A 19,837-nucleotide genomic window follows, 5' to 3' on the forward strand; every position below is an offset into this window, starting at 1 on the left:
CGTCGGCGATCTCGTGCAGTCCCTTGTCCGGGTGCCCGATCGCGGCGTTGGATGCGTGCGCGTGACCGGGGGTGCAGATGTTGTCGGCGCCGTGGTCGCGGGGCACAGCACCCAGTCCTCGTGCGGTACCGCGGAATCCGCCACCGCGCAGCCTCGTCGATGGCTGCCAACGGTCGACCGCCCGGCGACCCGCGTTCCCGTCCGCTCCGCGCACTCCGTGGCCGACAGGATCATGGCGGGTGTCGCGGCCGAGGCCGCGAGCGCCGGGCGGACGATCCCGACCTAAGCTGGCCCGGTGGCGCGGGCACGCGGTGCCGTCCAGCTGACGGTCGACGATTGGCTCCAGGCCGGGTACACGGTGCTGGCCGAGCAGGGCTTTCGCGCGCTCAAGGTCAACGAGCTGTGCCGCCGTCTGGGCGTGACCAAGGGCAGCTTCTACCACCATTTCCAGGACATCACCTCGTTCAAGAACGCCCTGGTGGACTCCTGGGGCGACTGGAGCGACGCCGAGCACCGCCGGATGGACGCCCTGGCCGAGCAGCCACCGCGCGAACGCCTGGTCGCCATGATGGGCCTGCTCGTGAGCCCCCGGCACTGGACGCTGGAGCGGGCGATGCGCGAATGGGCCCGCTCCGACCCGCGCGCCGCCGCCAGCGTGCGCGCCTCCGACCGGCACGCCCGCCGCGCGGTGCGTCGCGCCTTCGCCGATCACGGATTCGACCCCGAGACCGCCGCGCGCCGCGCCGAATGGACCTTCGCGATCGGTATCGGCGCCCTGCACCTGGCCAGTTCCCCGCGTGGCGGCCGGCCCTCCGCCGCCGAGCGCGCCGAGTTGGTGGACTTCCTGCTCCGCCCGTGAGCGGGTGCGGTCGGCGACGGCCACGTCGGGTGCCGGTACCGGGTTCGAGGTGCGCGGCACGCGTGGGCAGCGCCTGATCGCCGGGGGTAACTGGCAGGATCGGGGCATGGGATTGCGGCGTGGGTGCGGGGTGCTGGTGGCGGCGTTGGCCGTGGTGGCGGCCGGGTGCACGATCGAGCGGGGTGAGCAGGCCGGGCCGATGCCTGCCGCGCCCGCCGGGCTGGAGCGGTTCTACGAGCAGGCGGTGCCGTGGGGACCGTGCGCCGGCTTCACCGACGACCAGGTGCGGCTGCCGCCCAACGCGCAGTGCGCCCGCATCGAGGTGCCGGTCGACTACGCCGATCCGGCCGGGCCGACCGCGCAGATCGCCCTGTCGCGGATTCCGGCGTCGGGAGCCAAGATCGGTTCGCTGCTACTCAACCCCGGCGGCCCGGGGGTCTCCGGCCTCGACACCGTCGCCATCGCGAACCAGACGCCGCTGTCGGAGCGGTTCGACCGGGTGGGTTTCGATCCGCGCGGCGTCGGCGCCTCGACCCCGGCGATCACCTGCCTGACCCCGCCGGAAGCCGACGCCGAGCGCGCCGAACGTCCCGAGGACAACACCCCGGCGGGCATCGCCGCCGCCGAGGCCGACAACCGCGACTACGCGGCCAAGTGCGCGCAACGCAGCGGTGCGGAACTGCTCGAGCACGTCGGCACCCGCGAGGTGGTGCAGGACATGGACGTCATCCGCGCGGTCCTGGGCGATCCGAAGCTGACCTACCTCGGCTACTCCTACGGCACCAAGCTCGGTTCGCTCTACGCCGAGAAGTTCCCCGACCGGGTGCGCGCGCTGGTCCTCGACGGCGCCGTCGACTCCTCCCAGGACCCGGTGCAGGAATCGCTGCGCCAGGCCGCGGGCTTCCAGCGCGCCTTCGACGCCTACGCCGCCGACTGCGCCCGCACCCCCGACTGCCCGCTCGGCACCGATCCGGCCCAGGCCGTGGCCCGCTTCCGCGAACTCGTCGACCCGCTGTGGGACCGGCCCGCCGCCACCACCGACCCGCGCGGCCTGAGCTACAACGACGCGATCACCGGCGTCACCCAGACCCTCTACACCGACGATCTGTGGCAGGTGCTCACCCTCGGTCTGCAGGAACTGCGCGACGGGCGCGGTGACACGCTGCTGCAACTGGCCGACCTCTACGACGGCCGCCGCGACGACGGCACCTACCGCAACACCCAGGACGCGTTCAACGCCATCCGCTGCGTGGACGACCCGCGCGTCACCGACCCGGCGGTGGCCGCCCGCCAGGACACCGAGTACCGCAAGGCCGCACCCTTCCTGGACGACGGTCGCGGCACCGGCGCCGCCCCGCTGGAACTGTGCGCCGCCTGGCCGGTGCCCAACTCGGGCGAGCCGCACAGCATCTCCGTGCAGGGCCTGCCCACCACGGTGGTGGTCTCGACCACCGAGGACCCGGCCACGCCCTATCAAGCCGGTGTCGACCTGGCCGCCCAGCTCGGCGCCGCGCTCGTCACCTTCCGCGGCAACCGCCACACCGCCGCGCTGGTGGCGGGCAACGAGTGCTTGGACAGCGCCGTCATCGCCTATCTCGTCGACCTGACGATCCCGCCCGCGGGCCTCACCTGCTGAGTCGCGCCGCGGTCGGAAAAACAACACATATTCCTCATGTAACACGGATTTAACGCCGGGTGCCTACGCTCGCGAGCATGGATCGCCAGAAGGAATTCGTGCTGCGGACGCTCGAAGAGCGGGACATCCGCTTCGTACGGCTCTGGTTCACCGACGTCTTGGGCTACCTCAAGTCCGTGGCCATCGCCCCCGCCGAACTCGAAGGCGCCTTCGAGGAGGGGATCGGTTTCGACGGATCGGCGATCGAGGGTTTCGCCCGGGTCTCGGAGGCCGACATGGTCGCGCGGCCGGATCCTTCCACCTTCCAGGTGCTGCCGTGGGCCACCAGCAAGGGCCACCAGCACTCGGCGCGGATGTTCTGCGACATCACCATGCCCGACGGCTCGCCGTCCTGGGCCGACCCCCGGCACGTGCTGCGCAGGCAGCTGAACAAGGCGGGCGATGTCGGGTTCAGCTGCTACGTGCACCCCGAGATCGAGTTCTTCCTGCTCGAGAACGGCCCGCAGGACGGCTCACCGCCGCGGCCCGCCGATTCCGGTGGTTTCTTCGACCAGGCGGTGCACGATGCGGCGCCGAACTTCCGCAGGCACGCCATCGACGCCCTGGAATCGATGGGCATCTCGGTGGAGTTCAGCCACCACGAGGGCGCGCCCGGCCAGCAGGAGATCGACCTGCGCTACGCCGACGCGCTCTCGATGGCCGACAACGTGATGACCTTCCGCTACCTCATCAAGGAGGTGGCGATCGACGAGGGCGTGCGGGCCACGTTCATGCCCAAGCCGTTCGCGGAGTGGCCGGGCTCGGCGATGCACACCCACATGAGCCTGTTCGAGGGCGAGACCAACGCCTTCGCCGACCCGGACGACCCGGACAACCTGTCGGCCACGGCCCGCGCGTTCATCGCGGGCATCCTCGAGCACGCCTCGGAGATCAGCGCGATCACCAACCAGTGGGTCAACTCCTACAAGCGGCTCATCCACGGCGGCGAGGCGCCCACGGCCGCGTCCTGGGGCCGGTCGAACCGCTCGGCGCTGGTGCGCGTGCCCATGTACACCCCGAACAAGGCGTCCTCGCGCCGCGTCGAGATCCGCAGCCCCGATTCGGCCTGCAACCCCTACCTCACCTTCGCGGTGCTGCTGGCCGCCGGCATGCGCGGCATCGAGAAGGGTTACACGCTGCCGCCGGAGGCCGAGGACGACGTGTGGTCGCTGACCTCGGCGGAGCGGCGCGCGATGGGCTTCCGCGAGCTGCCGGGCACCCTCGACGAGGCACTGCAGGCGATGGAGCGTTCCGAGCTGGTCGCCGAGACGCTGGGCGAGCACGTGTTCGACTTCTTCCTGCGCAACAAGCGACGCGAATGGGCCGACTACCGCAGCCAGGTGACACCGTTCGAGCTGCGGGAGTACCTGGGTCTCTAGCACGGTAGGTTGGGTTCATGGTCCGGCCCCCATCTGCCCGTTCCGCCGTGCCCGGTGTGGGCCGGCTCGGCCTGCTCGATCCGACGGCCGCGGCCTCGCTGCGCGAGCTGGGCTGGGACAACGTCGAGAGCATCCCGGTGCTGTGGGCGCTCTCCCGCGCCCCCGACGCCGACCTCGCGCTGAACACCCTGATGCGGCTGCGCGAGGCGCTCGGAAGCGATTGGCAGCGGCTGGATTCCGCGATCCGCACCGACACCTCGCTGCGCGGCCGGCTGTTCGCGCTGCTGGGTTCCTCCACGGCGCTGGGCGACCACCTGGTCGCCGAACCCGCCGCCTGGGAGGTGTTGCGCCGCGGCGATCTGCCCGACCGCGACGAGCTGCTGGCCGACCTCCTCGCGGCCGTGCAGGCGACCCCGGAGGCGGGCCCGCACGCCGGACCCATGCTGTTCCGTGCCGGGATCGCGGGCCCGGAGGCGGTCGCGCTGCTGCGCTGCCGCTACCGCGACCAGCTGATGTTGCTGGCCGCGCTCGACCTGGCCGCCACCGTGGAGAACGAGCCGGTGCTGCCGTATCGGGTGGTCGGCAGGCACCTCACCGATCTGGCCGACGCGGCGCTCACCGCGGCGCTGGCGGTGGCGGTGGCGCGGGTGTGCAAGGACCAGCCGTGTCCGGTGCGCCTGGCCGTGATCGCGATGGGCAAATGCGGTGCGCGGGAACTGAACTACGTCAGCGACGTGGATGTGGTGTTCGTCGCCGAGCCCGCCGACGCGACCGCGACCCGGCTGGCCGCGGAGATGATGAGCGTCGGCAGCCAGGCTTTCTTCGAGGTCGACGCGGCCCTGCGGCCGGAGGGTAAGCAGGGCGCGCTGGTGCGCACCCTGGACTCGCACCTGACCTACTACAAGCGCTGGGCCCGCACCTGGGAGTTCCAGGCGCTGTTGAAGAACCGGCCGATGACCGGCGATCTGGAGCTGGGTCGGGAATACCGCGACGCGGTGATGCCGATGGTGTGGACGGCCTCCGAACGGCCCGACTTCGTGCCCGAGGTGCAGGGCATGCGCAGGCGCGTCGAGGATCTGGTGCCCGCCGAACTGCGGGAGCGCGAGCTGAAACTCGGCCGCGGCAGCCTGCGCGACGTCGAATTCGCCGTGCAGCTCTTGCAATTGGTGCACGGCCGGGTGGACGAGAACCTGCACGTCGCCAGCACCGTCGACGCGCTGTCGGCGCTGGCGGCGGGCGGTTACGTGGGCCGCGACGACGCCGCGAACCTCACCGCCTCCTACGAATTCCTGCGCCTGCTCGAGCACCGGCTGCAGTTGCAGCGGCTCAAGCGCACCCACACCCTGCCCGCCGACGACGACGAGGAGGGCATGCGCTGGCTGGCCCGCGCCGCCCACATCCGCCCAGACGGCAGGCAGGACGCGATGGGCGTGCTGCGCTCGGAGATCCGCCGCAACGCGGTGCGGGTGCGGCGCCTGCACGCCAAGCTGTTCTACCGGCCGCTGCTCGAGGCGGTCGTCCGGATGGACCCGGACGCGCTGCGGCTGAGCCCCGACGCCGCCGTCCGGCAGCTGGCCGCGCTCGGTTACGCCGCCCCCGAGAACGCCTTCGGCCACCTGAAGGCGCTCACCGGGGGAGTGTCGCGCAAGGGCCGCATCCAGGCGCTGCTGCTGCCGACGCTGCTCGAATGGCTCGGCGAGACACCGAATCCCGACGCGGGCCTGCTCGCCTACCGCCGGGTGTCGGAAGCGCTCGACGAGCAGACCTGGTTCCTGCGCGAGCTGCGCGACGAGGGCGCGGTCGCGCAACGGCTGATGATCGTGCTCGGCTCCTCGGAGTTCCTGCCCGATCTGCTCATCAACGCGCCCGAGACCATCCGGATGTTCGCCGACGGTCCGCACGGCCCGCTGTTGCTCGGTCCGCAGCCGGAGGAGGTCGCGCGCGGCATCCTCACCGCCGCCGCCCGTTACGACGATCCGAACCGGGCGGTCGCGGCGGCCCGCTCGCTGCGCAGGCACGAGCTGGCACGGGTGGCCTCGGCGGATCTGCTCGGCATGCTGGAGGTGCCGCAGGTGTGCCGGGCACTGTCGTCGGTGTGGGTGGCGGTGCTGGACGCGGCCCTAGCGGCGGTGATCCGGGCCGGCGAGGCCGAATCGGGTGAACCGGCGCCCGCCGCCTTCGCCGTCATCGGCATGGGCAGGCTGGGCGGCATGGAGTTGGGTTACGGCTCCGACGCCGACGTGCTGTTCGTGTGCGAACCGCGGCCAGGCGTCGACGAGACCAAGGCCGTGAAATGGGCCAACACGGTGGCCGAGCGGGTGCAGCGGCTGTTGGGCGCACCGAGCACCGACCCGCCGCTGCACGTCGACGCGGGGCTGCGACCGGAGGGCCGCAGCGGCGCGCTGGTCCGCACGCTGAGCGCCTACCAGGCCTACTACGGGCAGTGGGCGCAGTCCTGGGAGGTGCAGGCGCTGCTGCGGGCCCACCAGGTGGCCGGTGATCAGGAGCTCGGCGTGCGGTTCCTGCACGCGGTGGACAAGGTCCGCTATCCGGCCGGTGGCGTGTCCGAGGACGCCGTGCGCGAGATCCGCCGCATCAAGGCCAGGGTCGACTCCGAGCGGCTGCCGCGCGGCGCCGACCCCGCCACCCACACCAAACTCGGTCGCGGCGGCCTCGCCGACATCGAATGGACCGTGCAGCTGCTGCAACTGCGCCACGCCCACGAGGTGGAGTCGCTGCACAACACCGCCACGCTGGAGACGCTGGCGGCCATCGAGAAGGCGGAGCTGCTGGCGGCCGAGGACGTCGCCCTGCTGCGCGACTCCTGGCTGCTGGCCACCAAGGCGCGCAACGCACTGGTCCTGGTGCGCGGCAAGCCCTCCGACCAGCTACCCGGCCCGGGCAGGCTGCTCTCGGCGGTCGCCACCGTGGCCGGTTGGCCGAACAACGACGGCGGCAGCGAATTCCTCGACCACTACCTGCGCATCACCCGGCGTGCCAGGGCGGTCGTGGAGCGCGTCTTCGGCTCCTGAGGCGGGGCGAACATGCCCAGCCGGGCCGCGACCTCGCGCAGCGCGGCGCGCTCCTCGTCGGCGCTCGGTCCGGCTTCGACCGTCACCGCCACCGTGTCGCCCGCGGCCACTCGCAGCACGTCCCAGCAGTACGGCAGCACCGGCGCGTGCACACTGCGGCCGTGCGCGGTGAACGTCACCCGCGCCCGGTACCGGCCCGCCACCTGCGCGAGTTCCTCGGCGTCCACGGCGGTGAGCCCGCCCGCCACCGTCACCTGTTCGTAGTACATCGGTTCGCCTCCCACGCCGAGCGTACGACGCCCGCCGTTATGCGGGTGGCAAGTCGACCGTTGGCGGGGCCGCCTAGGGTCGGGGACATGCGAATGTGGACGATGCGGGCCGTGCTCGGACTGGGCTGGTGCGGCCTGCTGGTGGGGATCGCCGGAATCGTGTTGCACCTGCGGGGCTGGCGGTCGCAATGGCCGGCGCTGGCCGCCTCGGGTGCTTCCTACTTCATGCTCGGCGCGCTGGTCGCGCTGTTGCTGTTCCTGATCGTGCGCGGCTGGCGCAGCGCCGCCGTGGCGGGGGTGGTCGTGGCCGCGGTGGTCTGGACGCAACTGCCCGCCTTCGTGCCCGACGGCCGGGCCGCGAGCGGGCCGGAACTGCGTGTGCTGCAGTCGAATCTGCTGTTCGGCGGATCGGATCTGGACGCGGTGGTGGGGGAGGTGCGCGGCCGCGGCGTGGAACTGCTCACCGTGCAGGAGCTGACGCCCGACGCGGCGCACCAGCTGACCGCCGACCTCGCCGCCGACCTGCCGTATCACCACCTCGAGCCCGGCCCCGGCGGCGCGGGAACGGGCATCTTCAGCCGCTATCCGCTGCACGACACCCGGAAACTGGACGGGTTCCTGCTGGCGAACCTCTCCGCGACGATGGACCATCCGCAGCGCGGCCCGGTCACGGTATTCGCGGTCCACCCGGTCCCGCCGCCGATGAACTTCCCCGCCTGGAGCGCGGAAATGCGCAGGCTCCGCGAGGTCCTCGACGTCCAGCAGGGGCCCGCCGTGGTCGGCGGCGATTTCAACGCCACCATGGATCACGCGCTGTTCCGCGACCTGCTGCGCGGCCGGTTCGCCTCCGCCGCCGAGCTGGCCGGTGCCGGTCCGCTGCCCACCTGGCCCGCGGACCGCGCCTGGGGGCCGGTGATCGGCATCGACCACGTCCTGGTCGCCGACGGCGGCGCCGGGCGCGTGGAGAGCATCACCATCCCGGGATCCGACCACCGGGCCGTGTACGCGGAGCTGCGGTTACCGGTCTGACCGGGTCAGCGGGCGGCGGGCAGCGACCGCAGCGAGGCGAGCGTGGTGGCCACCGCCCGCGCCGCCTCGGCGCCCTTGGTGACGAAATGCCCGGTGAAGTAGTCGATGTGCTCGCGGTGCTCGTGGAAGTGGTGCGGGGTGAGCACCACCGAGAACACCGGCACATCGGTGTCCAGCTGCACCCGCATGAGCCCGTCGATCACCGCCGAGGCGACGAACTCGTGCCGGTAGATCCCGCCGTCGACGACCAGCGCCGCCGCCACGATCGCCGCGTAGCGGCCGCTGCGGGCCAGCCGCTGGGCGTGCAGCGGGATCTCGAACGCGCCCGGCACCTCGTAGACGTCGATGGCCGCGGGGTCGAAGCCGAGGTCGGCGAACTCGGCGGTGAAGCCCTCGAGCGCCTTGCCGACGATCCCGCTGTGCCAGGTCGCGCGCACGAACGCCACCGATGCGCTGGATGTGGTTCCCATGGCGCGAGCCTACTGGGTCGTCAGATGGTCCTGCAGCCACCGTTCCAGGTCGGCGAACACGGTCTCCTTCTCCGGCTCGTTGAACACCTCGTGATAGAGGCCGTCGTAACGGTGCACGGTCAGGTCCTTCGCCGCGGCACCGCGCTCGATGAGGTCGGCGCTCGACGGCGCGGCGAGCGTGTCGGCGGTGCCGTGCAGCACCAGCGTCGGCACCGTCAGCTTGCCGAGGCGCCGTTTCACGGTCAGCGAGCCGTCGAGGATCTCGGTGGCGGTGCGGGCGGGCAGCTTGCCCCGGTAGACCAGCGGATCGGAATCGTAGGCGGCGACGACGGCCGGGTCGCGGCTGATCGACGACGAATCCAATTGCAATACACCGAGATTCGGGGTCAACCTGGTCAGCACCGGCGCGAGCAGCTTCTGCAACGGATTGCCGACCGGAATCTCGAGCGGCGGCGCCGAGACCACCACGCCCGCGACGTCGATCGGCGCGCGCGTCGCCAGATACAGCACGATCAGCGCGCCCATCGAATGCCCGAGCAGGAATCGCGGCACACCGGGGTGCTCGCGCGCGGCGATGTCGAGCATGCCCGCGACGTTGTCGGCGGCACCGTCGAGCGACCCGATGTTGGCCTTGCCGCCCGCCGACTTGCCGTGCCCCACATGGTCGAGCGCATACACCGCGTACCCGGCATCGGCCAGCCGGGTGCCCACGTGCACGTAGCGGCCGGAATGCTCGGCCACCCCGTGCACCAGCACGATCGCCGCGCGCGCCGGCCCGTCGGGAAGCCAGGCACGCCAGGCGATCCGGCTCCCCGTGCCCTCGAACGAGCCGTCCTTGGTCTGGCTCACCGCTGCTCCTCTCCGATCGGCCCGGCCGCGAGTTCGCCGATCAACCGCCGATTGAACTCGATGAGGCGAGCGTAGTTCACCCGCGAGATGCGTTCGTCGGTTCCGTGGATGGTCGCCAGATCCGCCTCGCTCAGCACGATCGGCGCGAAATTGCAGCGGGTCGCCGCCAGCCCGTCGTAATGTCGCGAGTCCGTCGCCCCCGGCACCAGCCCGCTGGTCACCGCCACCCCCGGCACCACCTGCCGCGCCAGCCGCGCGACCAGGTCGAACGCCGGACCCGGCCGCTCGGTGCGGGAGGGTTCCGAGGCCATCCCCACCAACTCCACCGTCACACCCCGGTCCCGGATCACCCGGCGGCAGTGCGCGAGCACCCCGTCGACCGAATCACCGGGCAGGATACGGAAATTCACCAGTGCCTCGGCGTGCTGCGGCAGCACATTGGCCTTCACCCCGCCGCGGATGACCGTCGGTGCGGTCGTGGTCCGCACCAGCGCTTCGGTCTGCGGACGCGCCGCCATCACCCGCGTGATCACCGGCCCCGCCACCCCGGCTGCCCCGAGCAGCATCCGCCGCGCCGGCGGCATCACCGTCCGCAACCGCGCCAGCATGTCCGCGATCACCGGCGTCAACCGCAGCGGCAACGGCCGATCCTGCACCCGCGCCACCGCCCGCGCGATCCGCCCCACCGCGGTCTGCCGCCCCGGCATCGAGGAATGCCCGCCCGTCTCCCGCACCGAGAGCCGCACCGTCGCATACCCCTTCTCACCGACCATGATCGACGCCACCGGCGTCGACACCCCGTCGGCCACCCCCTCGGTGATCACCCCGCCCTCGTCCAGCAGCAGCTCCGCCCGCACCCCCGCATCCCGCAACCGCCGCGCCATCAGCACCGCCCCCGCGTCCCCGAACACCTCCTCGTCGTGCCCGAACGCCAGATAGACGGTGTGCCGCGGCCGCACCCCCGCCGCGAGCGCCGCCTCCACCGCCTCCAGAATCGCCAGCACCCGGCTCTTGTCGTCGATCGCCCCCCGGCCCCAGATGAACCCGTCGTCCACGACGCCCGCGAACGGCGGATGCGTCCACCCGTCCCCGGCAGGCACCACATCCTGATGCGCCAGCAGAATCGCCGACACCCGCTCCGGTTCGACCCCCGGCCAACGGTAGAGCCTGCTGTGCCCGAACCGCTCGAGCTCCAGCTCGGCATGCACCCGCGGAAAACACGCCTCGAGATGCGCCGCCAACCGCACGAACTCCCCGTCGGCGCTGTCATCGGCCCGCTCCCCGGTCCCGGACACCGTGGCGCACCGCAACGCCCCCGCCAACCGCTCGGCAGTCGCGTCGTCCACCGGTGCGAGGTCATGCGATCTGCTCATCTGCGCTGTCATGACCACATCCTGTCCCGATCGGATCACCTGTGCTTCGTTCCTACCGCACCGGCACCGCCGGCGAGCACGATCCGCGCCCCGCCGAGTCGGCGGCACATGGCAGATCCGGCTCGGGCCGCCACCCGCCCGACCTATTTCTCCGGAATGCCGATCGCGAATCCCACGGCGACGAGGACGCAACTGACAACGGCAAGAATCGCAATAGCCCACATGGGACGGACGCTAGGGTTTCCCGCCCGCACCTGACAACGGCCAAACCCCAGATCAGGACCAGTTTCCCCGGGTCAGGCGACCGAGGTAACCCGCGTTCGGGGACAAAAGTCCGCACAGGCACGACGACGGGGTCGATTCAATTCTCCGGCACGATCGCTGTCCACCCGCCGCCTTCTTCGCCACACCAGGCTCGGAAGGTGTCAGTCTGTCCTCCTGGTTTCCCCGCCACGTGCCTGCCGCCGGGGTGAACTGCACCATAACCCGGCTCACTCACCGTCGTTCGGCGAACCACACGCAAACACGGGGCGTCGTGCCGGTTCTGTTTCCGGGAAATGAGTACCGGAACCGGGTCGTATGGCTCGCTGAAGGTGCGCTGCGGACGACCTGCGGACGTAACCGAGCATTGGCCCTGCTGGGTGGTGGGTTGCGCCGGACGCGGGCTGGCTACCGCCTGCCCCTAGAGCCTGCCCTTCTCGCGTAGAGGCTCCGTGGTCAAGAGTGGCGAAGCCCATCCCGTAGGGACGCGAAGCGCTCTTGACGCTGGAGGGGTGTACCCGCTCTGGGAGCACTCCTGATCGCGATCTACACCCAGCGCCAGGCAAGTCGGGACGCTCGCGCCCGCATTAAGATTGACTTGGAGGCACTGAAGCTCCTAAAGGAGATCGAACCTCAAGATGCAGCCGTAGCAATCCTTCGCGAGCACGTTCGTTCGCAGATCAACCAGCTAACAACGGCAGAGAGTATTGCACGGCGCGATTGGCTTGAGGTGATCACGATGCTCGTGGTTTGGACCATAGCGGCGGGCATTGCGGCCCCAGCCTTCTTTTACGGCTCGTGGTGGAGCTTGCTGTACGTACCGGCGAGCATTTTGTTCGTCTTCGGAAGCATAGGCTTGCGTGGCCTGAAGAAGAGGTCGCCCGAGTCGTAGACGTCAATGACTACTCCTGTCCGATTCCAGTGGAACCTGGACCACCGCCAGTCGACCGGGCAGAGCTCTGCTGATTCGGAACGACTGCGGGAGTTAGGCCGGGTACGGCGCAGGTGGTGCCCAGCACTGCCTTTGTTGTTGCAGAGTGCGGTAGGAGTGTCGTGGGCGGTACCTTGCGGGCGCAGTGTGCCGCTGACGCGACCGACGCGCCGCGGCGACCGCGCTGTTTGGGAGCCGCGCAGCGCCGCCGGTGCGCCTTGACTCTATAGCGAATTTCGGCAACGGCTCCCGCGCAGTGGGCTCAGTGTCTAGAGGTGGACCACTGCGAGCGTCTTGTCGTCGTGACGCTTGGAGCGCGGCAGCGTCCGGCCGTCGGGATCGGCCTCGGCTTCCCAGGTGTGGCAGCGTTCGAGCACGTCTCGCAAGCCTTCGCAGGACAGTGCGGCGACCTCGGGCCATGGACGCCGAGAGCTTCGAGTGTGTCTCGGGCGCCATCGGTAGCGAGGATGAGCCAGTCGATGCGATCCCGGTCGTAGCGGAGCACCGGCGCGTGCCGAGCAGCGTCCGGAACGGCTTCGGCAATCCAGTACCCGCCGCTGATGTTGCGGGCGAGGTAGCCGATATCGGTGCGGGTGTTGTCGCGCCGATAGGGCGAGCTGTACCGGGCTCCGGTGCGCTTTTCTACCAAATACCAAGTGTCGCTGACTTTTTCGAAGGCCATCGTCTAGTCTCCGGCGAGCAGCCGACGAGCGACAGGCGCCGACTTCGGTCCGCAGATCACTACGGCATCGCCGTCGGGGACCGCGTCGGTATCGGGGTCGATGGCGAAGCGGGTGGATGCGAGCGACAGCCGTGCCAGCGTCACCTCGACCTGCTCTTGGGTGGCCTGATCGTTCGCGTCGAAGTACGGACGATCGCGGCCGTCCTCCATGCCGAACAGTCGGGGGATGCCCACCGCGACGGGGCCGACGCCGAAGTAGGCACGTTCAGCGGGTGGCGCACTGGTCGGCCTCGGTGCAGGCGTGGCCGCACGAGCACATCGTGACGAATGGTGAGGGCAAGCCCGCTCCCCGTGGCAGATCGAGCGCGCGATGCGGGACGTTCGGGAGTCCGCGGTGGTGCCGGGATTGCCTGCCGAGTTCAGCTTCCACGATCTGCGGCACTACGTCGCGTCGCTGCTCATCGCGAAGGGCGCCGACATCAAGACGGTGCAGGCGCGGGGCCGGCACGCGAGCGCGAAGACGACGCTCGACATCTACGGGCATCTGTGGCCGGACGCGGACGAGTCCACCCGCCGAGTGATCGCGGCTGTGATCACCGAACGGGTGGACTCGATACCGGCTACTGCGTACCCACTGCGTACGGAACGGGCCAATTAAGCCCATTCTCGCAGGTCAGGCTTACACGTCGAAGTACAGCTCGAACTCGTACGGGTGCGGGCGCAGGTTGACCGGGGCGATCTCGTTGTCGCGCTTGAGCTGGATCCAGGTCTCGATGAGGTCCTCGGTGAAGACGTTGCCTTCGGTGAGGTACTCGTGGTCCTGCTCGAGCCGGTCGATGACCGAGGCCAGGCTGGTGGGGGCCTGCGGGATGTTCTTGGCCTCCTCCGGCGGGAGCTCGTAGAGGTCCTTGTCGACCGGGGCCAGCGGCTCGATCTTCTTCTTGATGCCGTCCAGGCCGGCCATCAGCATGGCGGCGAAGGCCAGGTACGGGTTGCCCGAGGAGTCCGGCGCGCGGAACTCGATCCGCTTGGCCTTCGGGTTGTTGCCGGTGACCGGGATGCGGACCGCCGCGGAGCGGTTGCGCTGCGAGTACACCAGGTTGATCGGGGCCTCGTAGCCGGGCACCAGGCGGTGGTAGGAGTTCACGGTGGGGTTGGTGAACGCCAGCAGCGACGGCGCGTGGTGCAGGATGCCGCCGATGTAGTGGCGGGCCAGGTCGGACAGGCCGCCGTAGCCGGCCTCGTCGTGGAACAGCGGCTTGCCGTCCTTCCACAGCGACTGGTGCACGTGCATGCCCGAGCCGTTGTCACCGAAGAGCGGCTTCGGCATGAAGGTGACGGTCTTGCCTTCCTGCCACGCGGTGTTCTTCACGATGTACTTGAACAGCTGCAGGTCGTCGGCGGCGTGCAGCAGGGTGTTGAAGCGGTAGTTGATCTCCGCCTGGCCCGCGGTGCCGACCTCGTGGTGGCCGCGCTCCAGCTCGAAGCCCGCGTCCTGCAGCTTGGTCGAGATCTTGTCGCGCAGGTCGACGTAGTGGTCGTAGGGCGCGACGGGGAAGTAGCCGCCCTTGTTGCGGACCTTGTAGCCGCGGTTGAGGGTGCCGTCCGGGTTGAACTCCGCGCCGGTGTTCCAGGAGCCGGAGATCGACTCGATCTCGTAGAAGGCGCCGTTCATGTTCGACTCGTAACGGATCGAGTCGAAGATGTAGAACTCGGCTTCGGGACCGAAGAACGCGGTGTCGGCGATACCGGTCGAGCGCAGGTACTCCTCGGCCTTGCGCGCAATGTTGCGCGGGTCGCGGGAGTAGGCCTCGCGGGTGAACGGGTCGTGCACGAAGAAGTTCATGTTCAGCGTCTTCGCGGCACGGAAGGGGTCGATCCGCGCGGTGCTGTAGTCGGGGAGCAGGAGCATGTCCGACTCGTCGATCGACTGGAAGCCACGAACCGAGGAGCCGTCGAAGGCCAGACCCTCTTCGGCGAGGTCGGCGGTGAAGGCCTTGGCCGGGATCGAGAAGTGCTGCTGCACACCGGGAAGATCGCTGAAGCGGATATCGATGTACTCGATGTCCTGCTCCTTGATGTACTGGATGACCTCATCGGCCGTGCTGAACGTCACTTGTTCTCCTTACGGATCGGTCCCAGCCAAGTGTGGATTGCGTGGGTTCGTCGGGACGACGCTAAGTAGCCGGTGTTTCCCAGCAATCAAGCCTGTGTTTCGCCGGTGTTACACGTACGGCCGACAGGGTGGCATTGCCCACCCGGGTCCTATCAGCATGCTAGTCCTGGTGCTGGCGGTGTGCTGCCTACACTGGAGGCCATGGCACGTATCACCGGATCCTGGCTCACCGGACCCGAGGCGGACCCGGGGGATCCGGCCGCCTCCGAGTATCGCGGGGAGCAGTTGGGCCTGCCGCGTGAGGGCGCGGGCTCGCTGGCCTCGATGGGCAGGCGCGTCGCGGCCATGTTCGTGGACTGGCTGATCGCGGTCGGTATCTCGCTGATGATCGCGCGCGGGGTGAACGCGAACCTGCCGTTGCTGATCTGGTTCGTCATCGGCCTCGCGGCGGTCACCCTGTTCGGCTTCACCCCGGGCCAGTACTTCCTGCGCCTGCGGACGGTGCGGATCGACGCGCCCGTGCCGGTCGGTTTCGTGCGGGCGCTGGCCAGGCAGGTGCTGCTGGTGTTCGTGGTGCCCGCGCTGTTCACCGACGGCGACGGCCGCGGCATGCACGACCGCGCCACCGGAACAGCCCTGGTCAACGCCCGCTGAGCGGGTCGGGGCTCAGCGCCTGCGGATGGTGCGCTGCATGCCCTTCATCTTCGCGCCCGCGGGCATCGGGCCCTTCGGCAGCGCCGGGCCGGTGCGGCGGCTCAGCGCCGAGAGCCTGCCCTCGATGAGGTCCATGCGCTTGGTGTCGATGTTGCGCGGGAGCTTGGTGAGGTGCCGCTGCAGGTTCTTGAGCGGGACCTGGCCCTCCTCGTTGCCGATCACGAAGTCGTAGATCGGGGTGTCGCCGATCAGGCGCGCGGTGCGCTTCTTCTCCTGCGCGATGAGCGCCTTGAGCCGCTGCGGCGAGCCTTCGCCGATGAGGATGACGCCGGGCAGGCCGATCACGCGGTGCACCGCGTCGAGCTGGGTGGTGGCCGCCACGCCGTTGCTGACCCGCCACTTGCCCTGCAGGTTGTCCAGCACCCAGGCGGCCGCGCCCGCCTGGCCCTCGGCCTTGGCGTAGACGCTGCGCTGGACCCGGCGGCCGAAGATGATGAAGGCGACCAGCGCGCCGAGCAGGATGCCGATCGGCAGCAGGAACCACGGGATGCCGAAGACGAAACCGATGACCAGGAACAGCGCCGTGATGCCGACCAGCGCGCCGATCATCAGCGGCAGCAGGAGCTTGTCTTCCTTGCGCTGCATCTGGAACGCCTGCCAGAGCTGCTGACGCCGCTCCTTCGACGCCTGCTTGCGCGCCGCCTTCGCCGCGGCCTTCGCTTCCTTCGACGGCTTGCCGCCCTTACCTGCTGCCATGCCACTCAGGATAGTGGTCGCGGCGGACCCGCCGATGCCGGGACGACCGCGGACCCGGAGTTCAGGAGCCCGCGGTGTCGAGCAGGCCGCGCGAGACCTGCGCGGGCATCGGCTCGTGACGGGCGTAGGCGCGGCTGAAGTCACCGCTGCCGTGCGAGAGCGAGCGCAGGTCCACGGCGTAGCGGCGCAGTTCCAGCTCGGGCACCTCGGCGTGCACGCGGCTGCGTCCCGCCCCGTGCGGTTCGGTGCCGAGCACGCGCCCGCGGCGGCCGGACAGGTCGCCGAGCACGGTGCCGAGGTAGTCGTCGGCCACCACGATCCACACCTCGTCGACCGGTTCGAGCAGCACGATGCCCGCCGACTCGGCGGCCTCGCGCAACGCCAGCGCGCCGGCGGTCTGGAAGGCGGCGTCGGAGGAGTCGACGGAGTGCGCCTTGCCGTCGAACAGCGTCACCCGCACGTCCACCAGCGGATAGCCGGCCACGATGCCGCGTGCCGCCTGCGCCCGTACCCCCTTCTCGACCGACGGGATGAACTGCCGCGGCACGGCCCCGCCCACGACCCTGTCCACGAATTCGATGCCCGACCCGGTCGGCAGCGGCTCCACCTCGATCTCACACACCGCGTACTGCCCGTGCCCGCCGGACTGCTTGACATGCCTGCCCCGCGCGGAAGCCTTGCGCGCCAACGTCTCCCGCAATGCCACCCGGTACTCCTCGAGGTCGACCTGCACGCCGAACCGGGTGCGCAACCGCTCCAGCGCGACGTCCCGGTGCGCCTCGCCCAGACACCACAGCACCAGTTGACCGGTGTCGGCGTTGTGCTCGAGCCGCAGCGCCGGGTCCTCGGCGGCCAGCCGGGTGAGGCCGGTGGAGAGCTTGTCCTCGTCGGCCTTGCTGTGCGCGCGGACGGCGATGGGCAGCAGGGGGTCGGGCATCGGCCACGGCTCGATCAGCAGCGGCGCGCCGGTGCCGGAGAGGGTGTCGCCGGTCTCGGCGTGGCCGAGCTTGGTGACGCAGGCGATGTCACCGGCGATGGCCTGGGGCAGCGGGCGCTGCTGTTTGCCGAACGGCGCGGTGAGGGCGCCGACCCGCTCGTCGAGGTCGTGGTCGGGATGGCCGCGATCGGCCAGGCCGTGACCGCAGATGTGCACGGTGTCGTCGGCGTGCAGGGTGCCGGAGAAGACCCGCACCAGGCTGACGCGGCCGACGTAGGGGTCCGAGGACGTGCGGATCACCTCGGCGGCCAGCGCCGCGTCCGGATCGCAGGACAGCGGCCGCGGGCCCGAGCCGTTCGTGGCCGGTGCGGCCGTCACCACGTGCTCGGCGGGGGTGGGGAAGCCGCCGACGATCAGGTCCAGCAGTTCCAGGGTGCCGAGCCCGGTGCGCGCGCCCTCCGGTGCGGGCGCCGCGAACAGCACCGGATGGAAGCTGCCGCGCGCGACGGCCCGTTCCAGGTCGGCGGTCAACGTGGCCAGTTCGAGGTCTTCGCCGTCGAGGTAGCGGTCCATGAGCGACTCGTCCTCGCTCTCGGCGATGATGCCCTCGATCAACCGGTTCCGCGCCTCGAGCAGCACCTCGGCCTCCGCCGGGGTGGGCTCGCGCCGCACCGCCTCCCCGGAGGCGTAGTCGACCACGCAGTTCGGCAGCAACTCGATCAGTCCGGTGACCGGGCGGTGCCCGTCCGCGCCGGGCGCGCCGTACAGGGGCAGGTGCAGGGGGAGGATCTTCTCCGCCGCGCCGTCGCCGAGGATGTCCGCGCAGGCGGTCACCATCTCGTCGAAGTCGGCGCGGGCGGCGTCGAGGTGGGTGAGCACGATCGCGCGCGGCATCCTCGCCGCCTCGCATTCGGCCCACACCACCCGCGTCGCACCGCCCACCCCCGGCGGCCCCTCCGCCGCGGAGATCACGAACAGCGCCGCATCCGCCGCGCGCAGTCCCGCGCGCAGCTCGCCCACGAAATCGGCGTAACCGGGGGTGTCGACAAGGTTGATCTTGGTGTCCGACCAGCCCACCGGCACCACCGACACCTGCACCGACCGGTGCTGGCGTTGCTCGATCTCGTCGTAGTCGGACAGACAGGTGCCGTCCTCCACCCGGCCCGCGCGATTCACCGCGCCGGTGGCCAGCGCCAACGCCTCCACCAGCGTGGTCTTTCCCGCGCCGCTGTGGCCGACCAGTGCCACATTCCGAATGCGTTCCGGCCGGTCCACCGTCACCACGTCGACGTCCACCATGGCACGCTTCCTCGCCTCGACACCGCGGTACATCGAGCTTCCCACCACGGCGGGCCGCACGTCCCGCGATCGGGCGAACTCGCCAGGTCAGGCGGAGATCCGGCCGGACCACATGCTCCAGCCGCGCCCACCCGCCGTGCAGCCGACGCTGCCGTGGAAACCGACGTAGCAGTGCACGCCCGCGTGCTCGACGAACGGGCCCCACTGGCCGTCACCGGTCTTCACCTGGTCGATGGGCGGATTGCCGCCGGGCAGCGTGTAAGGGGTGCCCGGATCGAACGTGGGGTGCGCGGGCAACCACGGGATGTCCATGACGATCTCGTGCACCGGGATCGCGAACGGCAGCTGGCCGTACTGCAACGGAGTGGCGGTCGGCAGATCGCAGCCGACGGTGCCGTTGTCGAAGATCGCGCAGTTCAGCCCGCCCATGCTGAAATGCACGGCCCCGGGTTGCGCCTGCGCGGGCCCGGCCGCGAGCAGCGGGAGCGCGACGAGCGCTCCGGCGAGACAGGCCAGCCGGGTGAGGGATCGGTTCATCGGAGCTCCTCGTCTGAGGTGATGCCACGGAACAAGTCGACGGGTGTGTCGGTGGGGGAGGGGAGTTCGTTTCGCCGGGGGTGAGGGATGGCCGCGAACTTTCGATGGTGGCGGTCGGTGAAGGTGGAGGTTCGGCGGTGCCGCGAAGGTGGGCGGTGGGTGGACTTCGTGGCCCGTGGTCGGCTCGGTGCGACATTGCGTGGTCGGGCCGGAGAGCCTGGCCAGGTCGCGGTCGGCACGGACAACGGCAGTGCGATGGCGGTGCCAGGTCGACCGGCCGTGCGATCAGCCGAGCGACAGCACCGGAACTGTTGTTCGCGCGAGGTGCGCTCGGTGGTGGCTGCGGGTGCGGGGCCGACGCCGGGCGGATTCTCCGCAAACCGGCGTCGGCGCCGCGCTGATCAGCTGTTCTCGCAGCCGATGCCGTTGCCGTCGCGGTCGAGGTCGTACTCGTCGGGTCCGATGACGGTGACGCGGCCGGTGTACGCGGGGCCGTTTCCGCTGCCGCCCACGCAGTCGACGTCGCTGGTGATGGGGACGCAGGGGGTGTAGGAGGGGTGGCAGTTGGACGGCTCGGCCGACGCGGTCGCGGGGGCGGTGAGGACGAAGGCCGCGGCGGCGACCGCGGACGCGCCGAGGGTTACAGCGAAACGCATTGTGCTCCAATCGTGTTACAGCGGCGAACAGTGTGCCACGAGATCGCTGCCGCCGGGGCCCGGATCGCCGGAT

At 70.4% G+C, this 19,837-nt stretch carries 18 protein-coding genes; 8 read left to right on the plus strand and 10 right to left on the minus strand.

The features are described 5' to 3' along the window. Window positions 1-295: 295 nt before the first annotated feature. The 4 genes from CRM89_RS01410 to CRM89_RS01425 all read left to right on the plus strand — a co-directional run bounded on the left by CRM89_RS01410 (window position 296) and on the right by CRM89_RS01425 (window position 6,945). Window positions 296-859 carry a TetR/AcrR family transcriptional regulator gene (locus CRM89_RS01410; protein WP_229434937.1) on the plus strand — a complete coding sequence of 188 codons (564 nt, stop codon included), beginning with the start codon at window positions 296-298 and terminating at the stop codon, window positions 857-859. A gap of 106 nt (window positions 860-965) precedes the next feature. Beyond that, on the plus strand, window positions 966-2,495 hold the full coding sequence (locus tag CRM89_RS01415) for an alpha/beta hydrolase (RefSeq protein ID WP_098086850.1): 1,530 nt from the start codon (window positions 966-968) through the stop codon (window positions 2,493-2,495). A 77-nt stretch (window positions 2,496-2,572) separates the two neighbouring features. After that, window positions 2,573-3,913 (plus strand): type I glutamate--ammonia ligase, encoded by a 1,341-nt coding sequence (glnA, locus tag CRM89_RS01420; RefSeq protein ID WP_011208191.1) that lies wholly within the window; start codon window positions 2,573-2,575, stop codon window positions 3,911-3,913. 17 nt (window positions 3,914-3,930) lie between these two features. Continuing rightward, on the plus strand, window positions 3,931-6,945 hold the full coding sequence (locus CRM89_RS01425; protein WP_011208192.1) for a bifunctional [glutamine synthetase] adenylyltransferase/[glutamine synthetase]-adenylyl-L-tyrosine phosphorylase: 3,015 nt from the start codon (window positions 3,931-3,933) through the stop codon (window positions 6,943-6,945). Here the strand turns inward: CRM89_RS01425 and CRM89_RS01430 are convergent. Continuing rightward, window positions 6,888-7,229 (minus strand): HPr family phosphocarrier protein, encoded by a 342-nt coding sequence (locus CRM89_RS01430; RefSeq protein ID WP_127516032.1) that lies wholly within the window; start codon window positions 7,227-7,229, stop codon window positions 6,888-6,890. The two genes, CRM89_RS01425 and CRM89_RS01430, sit on opposite strands and share 58 nt — an antisense overlap. A 72-nt stretch (window positions 7,230-7,301) precedes the next feature. Between CRM89_RS01430 and CRM89_RS01435 the strand changes: the two genes are divergently transcribed. Further along, the gene (locus tag CRM89_RS01435; RefSeq protein ID WP_228787247.1) at window positions 7,302-8,243 is read left to right on the plus strand and encodes an endonuclease/exonuclease/phosphatase family protein; all 942 of its coding nucleotides are present in this window, start codon (window positions 7,302-7,304) and stop codon (window positions 8,241-8,243) included. A gap of 5 nt (window positions 8,244-8,248) precedes the next feature. Here CRM89_RS01435 and CRM89_RS01440 read toward each other — a convergent pair whose 3' ends face one another. The 3 genes from CRM89_RS01440 to CRM89_RS01450 are packed head-to-tail and all read right to left on the minus strand — an operon-like array spanning window position 8,249 to window position 10,935. After that, window positions 8,249-8,713, minus strand: coding sequence for a 6,7-dimethyl-8-ribityllumazine synthase (locus CRM89_RS01440; protein ID WP_060592664.1), 465 nt, complete (start codon window positions 8,711-8,713; stop codon window positions 8,249-8,251). Window positions 8,714-8,722: 9 nt separating this feature from the next. Then, window positions 8,723-9,562, minus strand: a complete 840-nt coding sequence (locus CRM89_RS01445; RefSeq protein ID WP_098083051.1) for an alpha/beta hydrolase — start codon at window positions 9,560-9,562, stop codon at window positions 8,723-8,725. Then, window positions 9,559-10,935, minus strand: coding sequence for a M20/M25/M40 family metallo-hydrolase (locus CRM89_RS01450; protein ID WP_228792361.1), 1,377 nt, complete (start codon window positions 10,933-10,935; stop codon window positions 9,559-9,561). The genes CRM89_RS01445 and CRM89_RS01450 overlap by 4 nt, the downstream gene beginning before the upstream one ends. An 859-nt stretch (window positions 10,936-11,794) precedes the next feature. On the opposite strand from CRM89_RS01450, the gene CRM89_RS30290 reads away from it, so the two are divergent. Further along, complete coding sequence (locus tag CRM89_RS30290; protein ID WP_127516034.1) at window positions 11,795-12,088, plus strand: hypothetical protein; 294 nt, start codon at window positions 11,795-11,797, stop codon at window positions 12,086-12,088. A 724-nt stretch (window positions 12,089-12,812) separates the two neighbouring features. On the opposite strand, the gene CRM89_RS01455 is transcribed toward CRM89_RS30290, so the two are convergent. Continuing rightward, window positions 12,813-13,019, minus strand: a complete 207-nt coding sequence (locus tag CRM89_RS01455) for a hypothetical protein (protein ID WP_127516036.1) — start codon at window positions 13,017-13,019, stop codon at window positions 12,813-12,815. A 160-nt stretch (window positions 13,020-13,179) separates the two neighbouring features. Between CRM89_RS01455 and CRM89_RS01460 the strand changes: the two genes are divergently transcribed. Then, complete coding sequence (locus CRM89_RS01460) at window positions 13,180-13,467, plus strand: tyrosine-type recombinase/integrase (RefSeq protein WP_098083053.1); 288 nt, start codon at window positions 13,180-13,182, stop codon at window positions 13,465-13,467. Between the two features lie 21 nt (window positions 13,468-13,488). On the opposite strand, the gene glnA (CRM89_RS01465) is transcribed toward CRM89_RS01460, so the two are convergent. Beyond that, entirely contained in the window at window positions 13,489-14,925 is a 1,437-nt protein-coding gene (gene glnA / locus CRM89_RS01465; protein WP_011208198.1) for a type I glutamate--ammonia ligase, read from the minus strand. 201 nt (window positions 14,926-15,126) lie between these two features. Here glnA (CRM89_RS01465) and CRM89_RS01470 point away from each other — a divergent pair, with 201 nt between their 5' ends. After that, window positions 15,127-15,579 carry an RDD family protein gene (locus tag CRM89_RS01470; protein WP_098083054.1) on the plus strand — a complete coding sequence of 151 codons (453 nt, stop codon included), beginning with the start codon at window positions 15,127-15,129 and terminating at the stop codon, window positions 15,577-15,579. A 12-nt stretch (window positions 15,580-15,591) separates the two neighbouring features. Here CRM89_RS01470 and CRM89_RS01475 read toward each other — a convergent pair whose 3' ends face one another. The 4 genes from CRM89_RS01475 to CRM89_RS01490 all read right to left on the minus strand — a co-directional run bounded on the left by CRM89_RS01475 (window position 15,592) and on the right by CRM89_RS01490 (window position 19,764). Beyond that, entirely contained in the window at window positions 15,592-16,335 is a 744-nt protein-coding gene (locus CRM89_RS01475) for a DUF4191 domain-containing protein (RefSeq protein WP_011208200.1), read from the minus strand. Window positions 16,336-16,396: 61 nt separating this feature from the next. Continuing rightward, a complete protein-coding gene (locus tag CRM89_RS01480) occupies window positions 16,397-18,571 on the minus strand; it encodes an elongation factor G-like protein EF-G2 (protein WP_098083055.1) in 2,175 nt (724 codons plus the stop codon). Between the two features lie 87 nt (window positions 18,572-18,658). After that, window positions 18,659-19,108: a hypothetical protein gene (locus tag CRM89_RS01485; protein WP_011208202.1), complete on the minus strand. Its 450-nt coding sequence runs from the start codon at window positions 19,106-19,108 to the stop codon at window positions 18,659-18,661. 401 nt (window positions 19,109-19,509) lie between these two features. Further along, window positions 19,510-19,764: a hypothetical protein gene (locus CRM89_RS01490; RefSeq protein WP_011208203.1), complete on the minus strand. Its 255-nt coding sequence runs from the start codon at window positions 19,762-19,764 to the stop codon at window positions 19,510-19,512. Window positions 19,765-19,837 lie beyond the last annotated feature (73 nt).

This window comes from Nocardia sp. FDAARGOS_372 (assembly GCF_002554515.1).
Taxonomy (GTDB): domain Bacteria; phylum Actinomycetota; class Actinomycetes; order Mycobacteriales; family Mycobacteriaceae; genus Nocardia; species Nocardia farcinica.

What these genes read in the sequence shown, in the direction of transcription:
- CRM89_RS01460 (WP_098083053.1), top strand. Translation starts at nt 13,180, where the DNA reads ATGCGGGACGTTCGGGAGTCCGCGGTGGTGCCGGGATTGCCTGCCGAG.
- CRM89_RS01470 (WP_098083054.1), top strand. Translation starts at nt 15,127, where the DNA reads ATGGCACGTATCACCGGATCCTGGCTCACCGGACCCGAGGCGGACCCG.
- CRM89_RS01485 (WP_011208202.1), bottom strand. Translation starts at nt 19,108, where the DNA reads ATGAACCGATCCCTCACCCGGCTGGCCTGTCTCGCCGGAGCGCTCGTC.
- CRM89_RS01425 (WP_011208192.1), top strand. Translation starts at nt 3,931, where the DNA reads ATGGTCCGGCCCCCATCTGCCCGTTCCGCCGTGCCCGGTGTGGGCCGG.
- glnA (WP_011208191.1), top strand. Translation starts at nt 2,573, where the DNA reads ATGGATCGCCAGAAGGAATTCGTGCTGCGGACGCTCGAAGAGCGGGAC.
- CRM89_RS01450 (WP_228792361.1), bottom strand. Translation starts at nt 10,935, where the DNA reads ATGAGCAGATCGCATGACCTCGCACCGGTGGACGACGCGACTGCCGAG.
- CRM89_RS01435 (WP_228787247.1), top strand. Translation starts at nt 7,302, where the DNA reads ATGCGAATGTGGACGATGCGGGCCGTGCTCGGACTGGGCTGGTGCGGC.
- CRM89_RS01475 (WP_011208200.1), bottom strand. Translation starts at nt 16,335, where the DNA reads ATGGCAGCAGGTAAGGGCGGCAAGCCGTCGAAGGAAGCGAAGGCCGCG.
- CRM89_RS01415 (WP_098086850.1), top strand. Translation starts at nt 966, where the DNA reads ATGGGATTGCGGCGTGGGTGCGGGGTGCTGGTGGCGGCGTTGGCCGTG.
- CRM89_RS01490 (WP_011208203.1), bottom strand. Translation starts at nt 19,764, where the DNA reads ATGCGTTTCGCTGTAACCCTCGGCGCGTCCGCGGTCGCCGCCGCGGCC.
- CRM89_RS01440 (WP_060592664.1), bottom strand. Translation starts at nt 8,713, where the DNA reads ATGGGAACCACATCCAGCGCATCGGTGGCGTTCGTGCGCGCGACCTGG.
- CRM89_RS01455 (WP_127516036.1), bottom strand. Translation starts at nt 13,019, where the DNA reads ATGGAGGACGGCCGCGATCGTCCGTACTTCGACGCGAACGATCAGGCC.
- CRM89_RS01480 (WP_098083055.1), bottom strand. Translation starts at nt 18,571, where the DNA reads ATGGTGGACGTCGACGTGGTGACGGTGGACCGGCCGGAACGCATTCGG.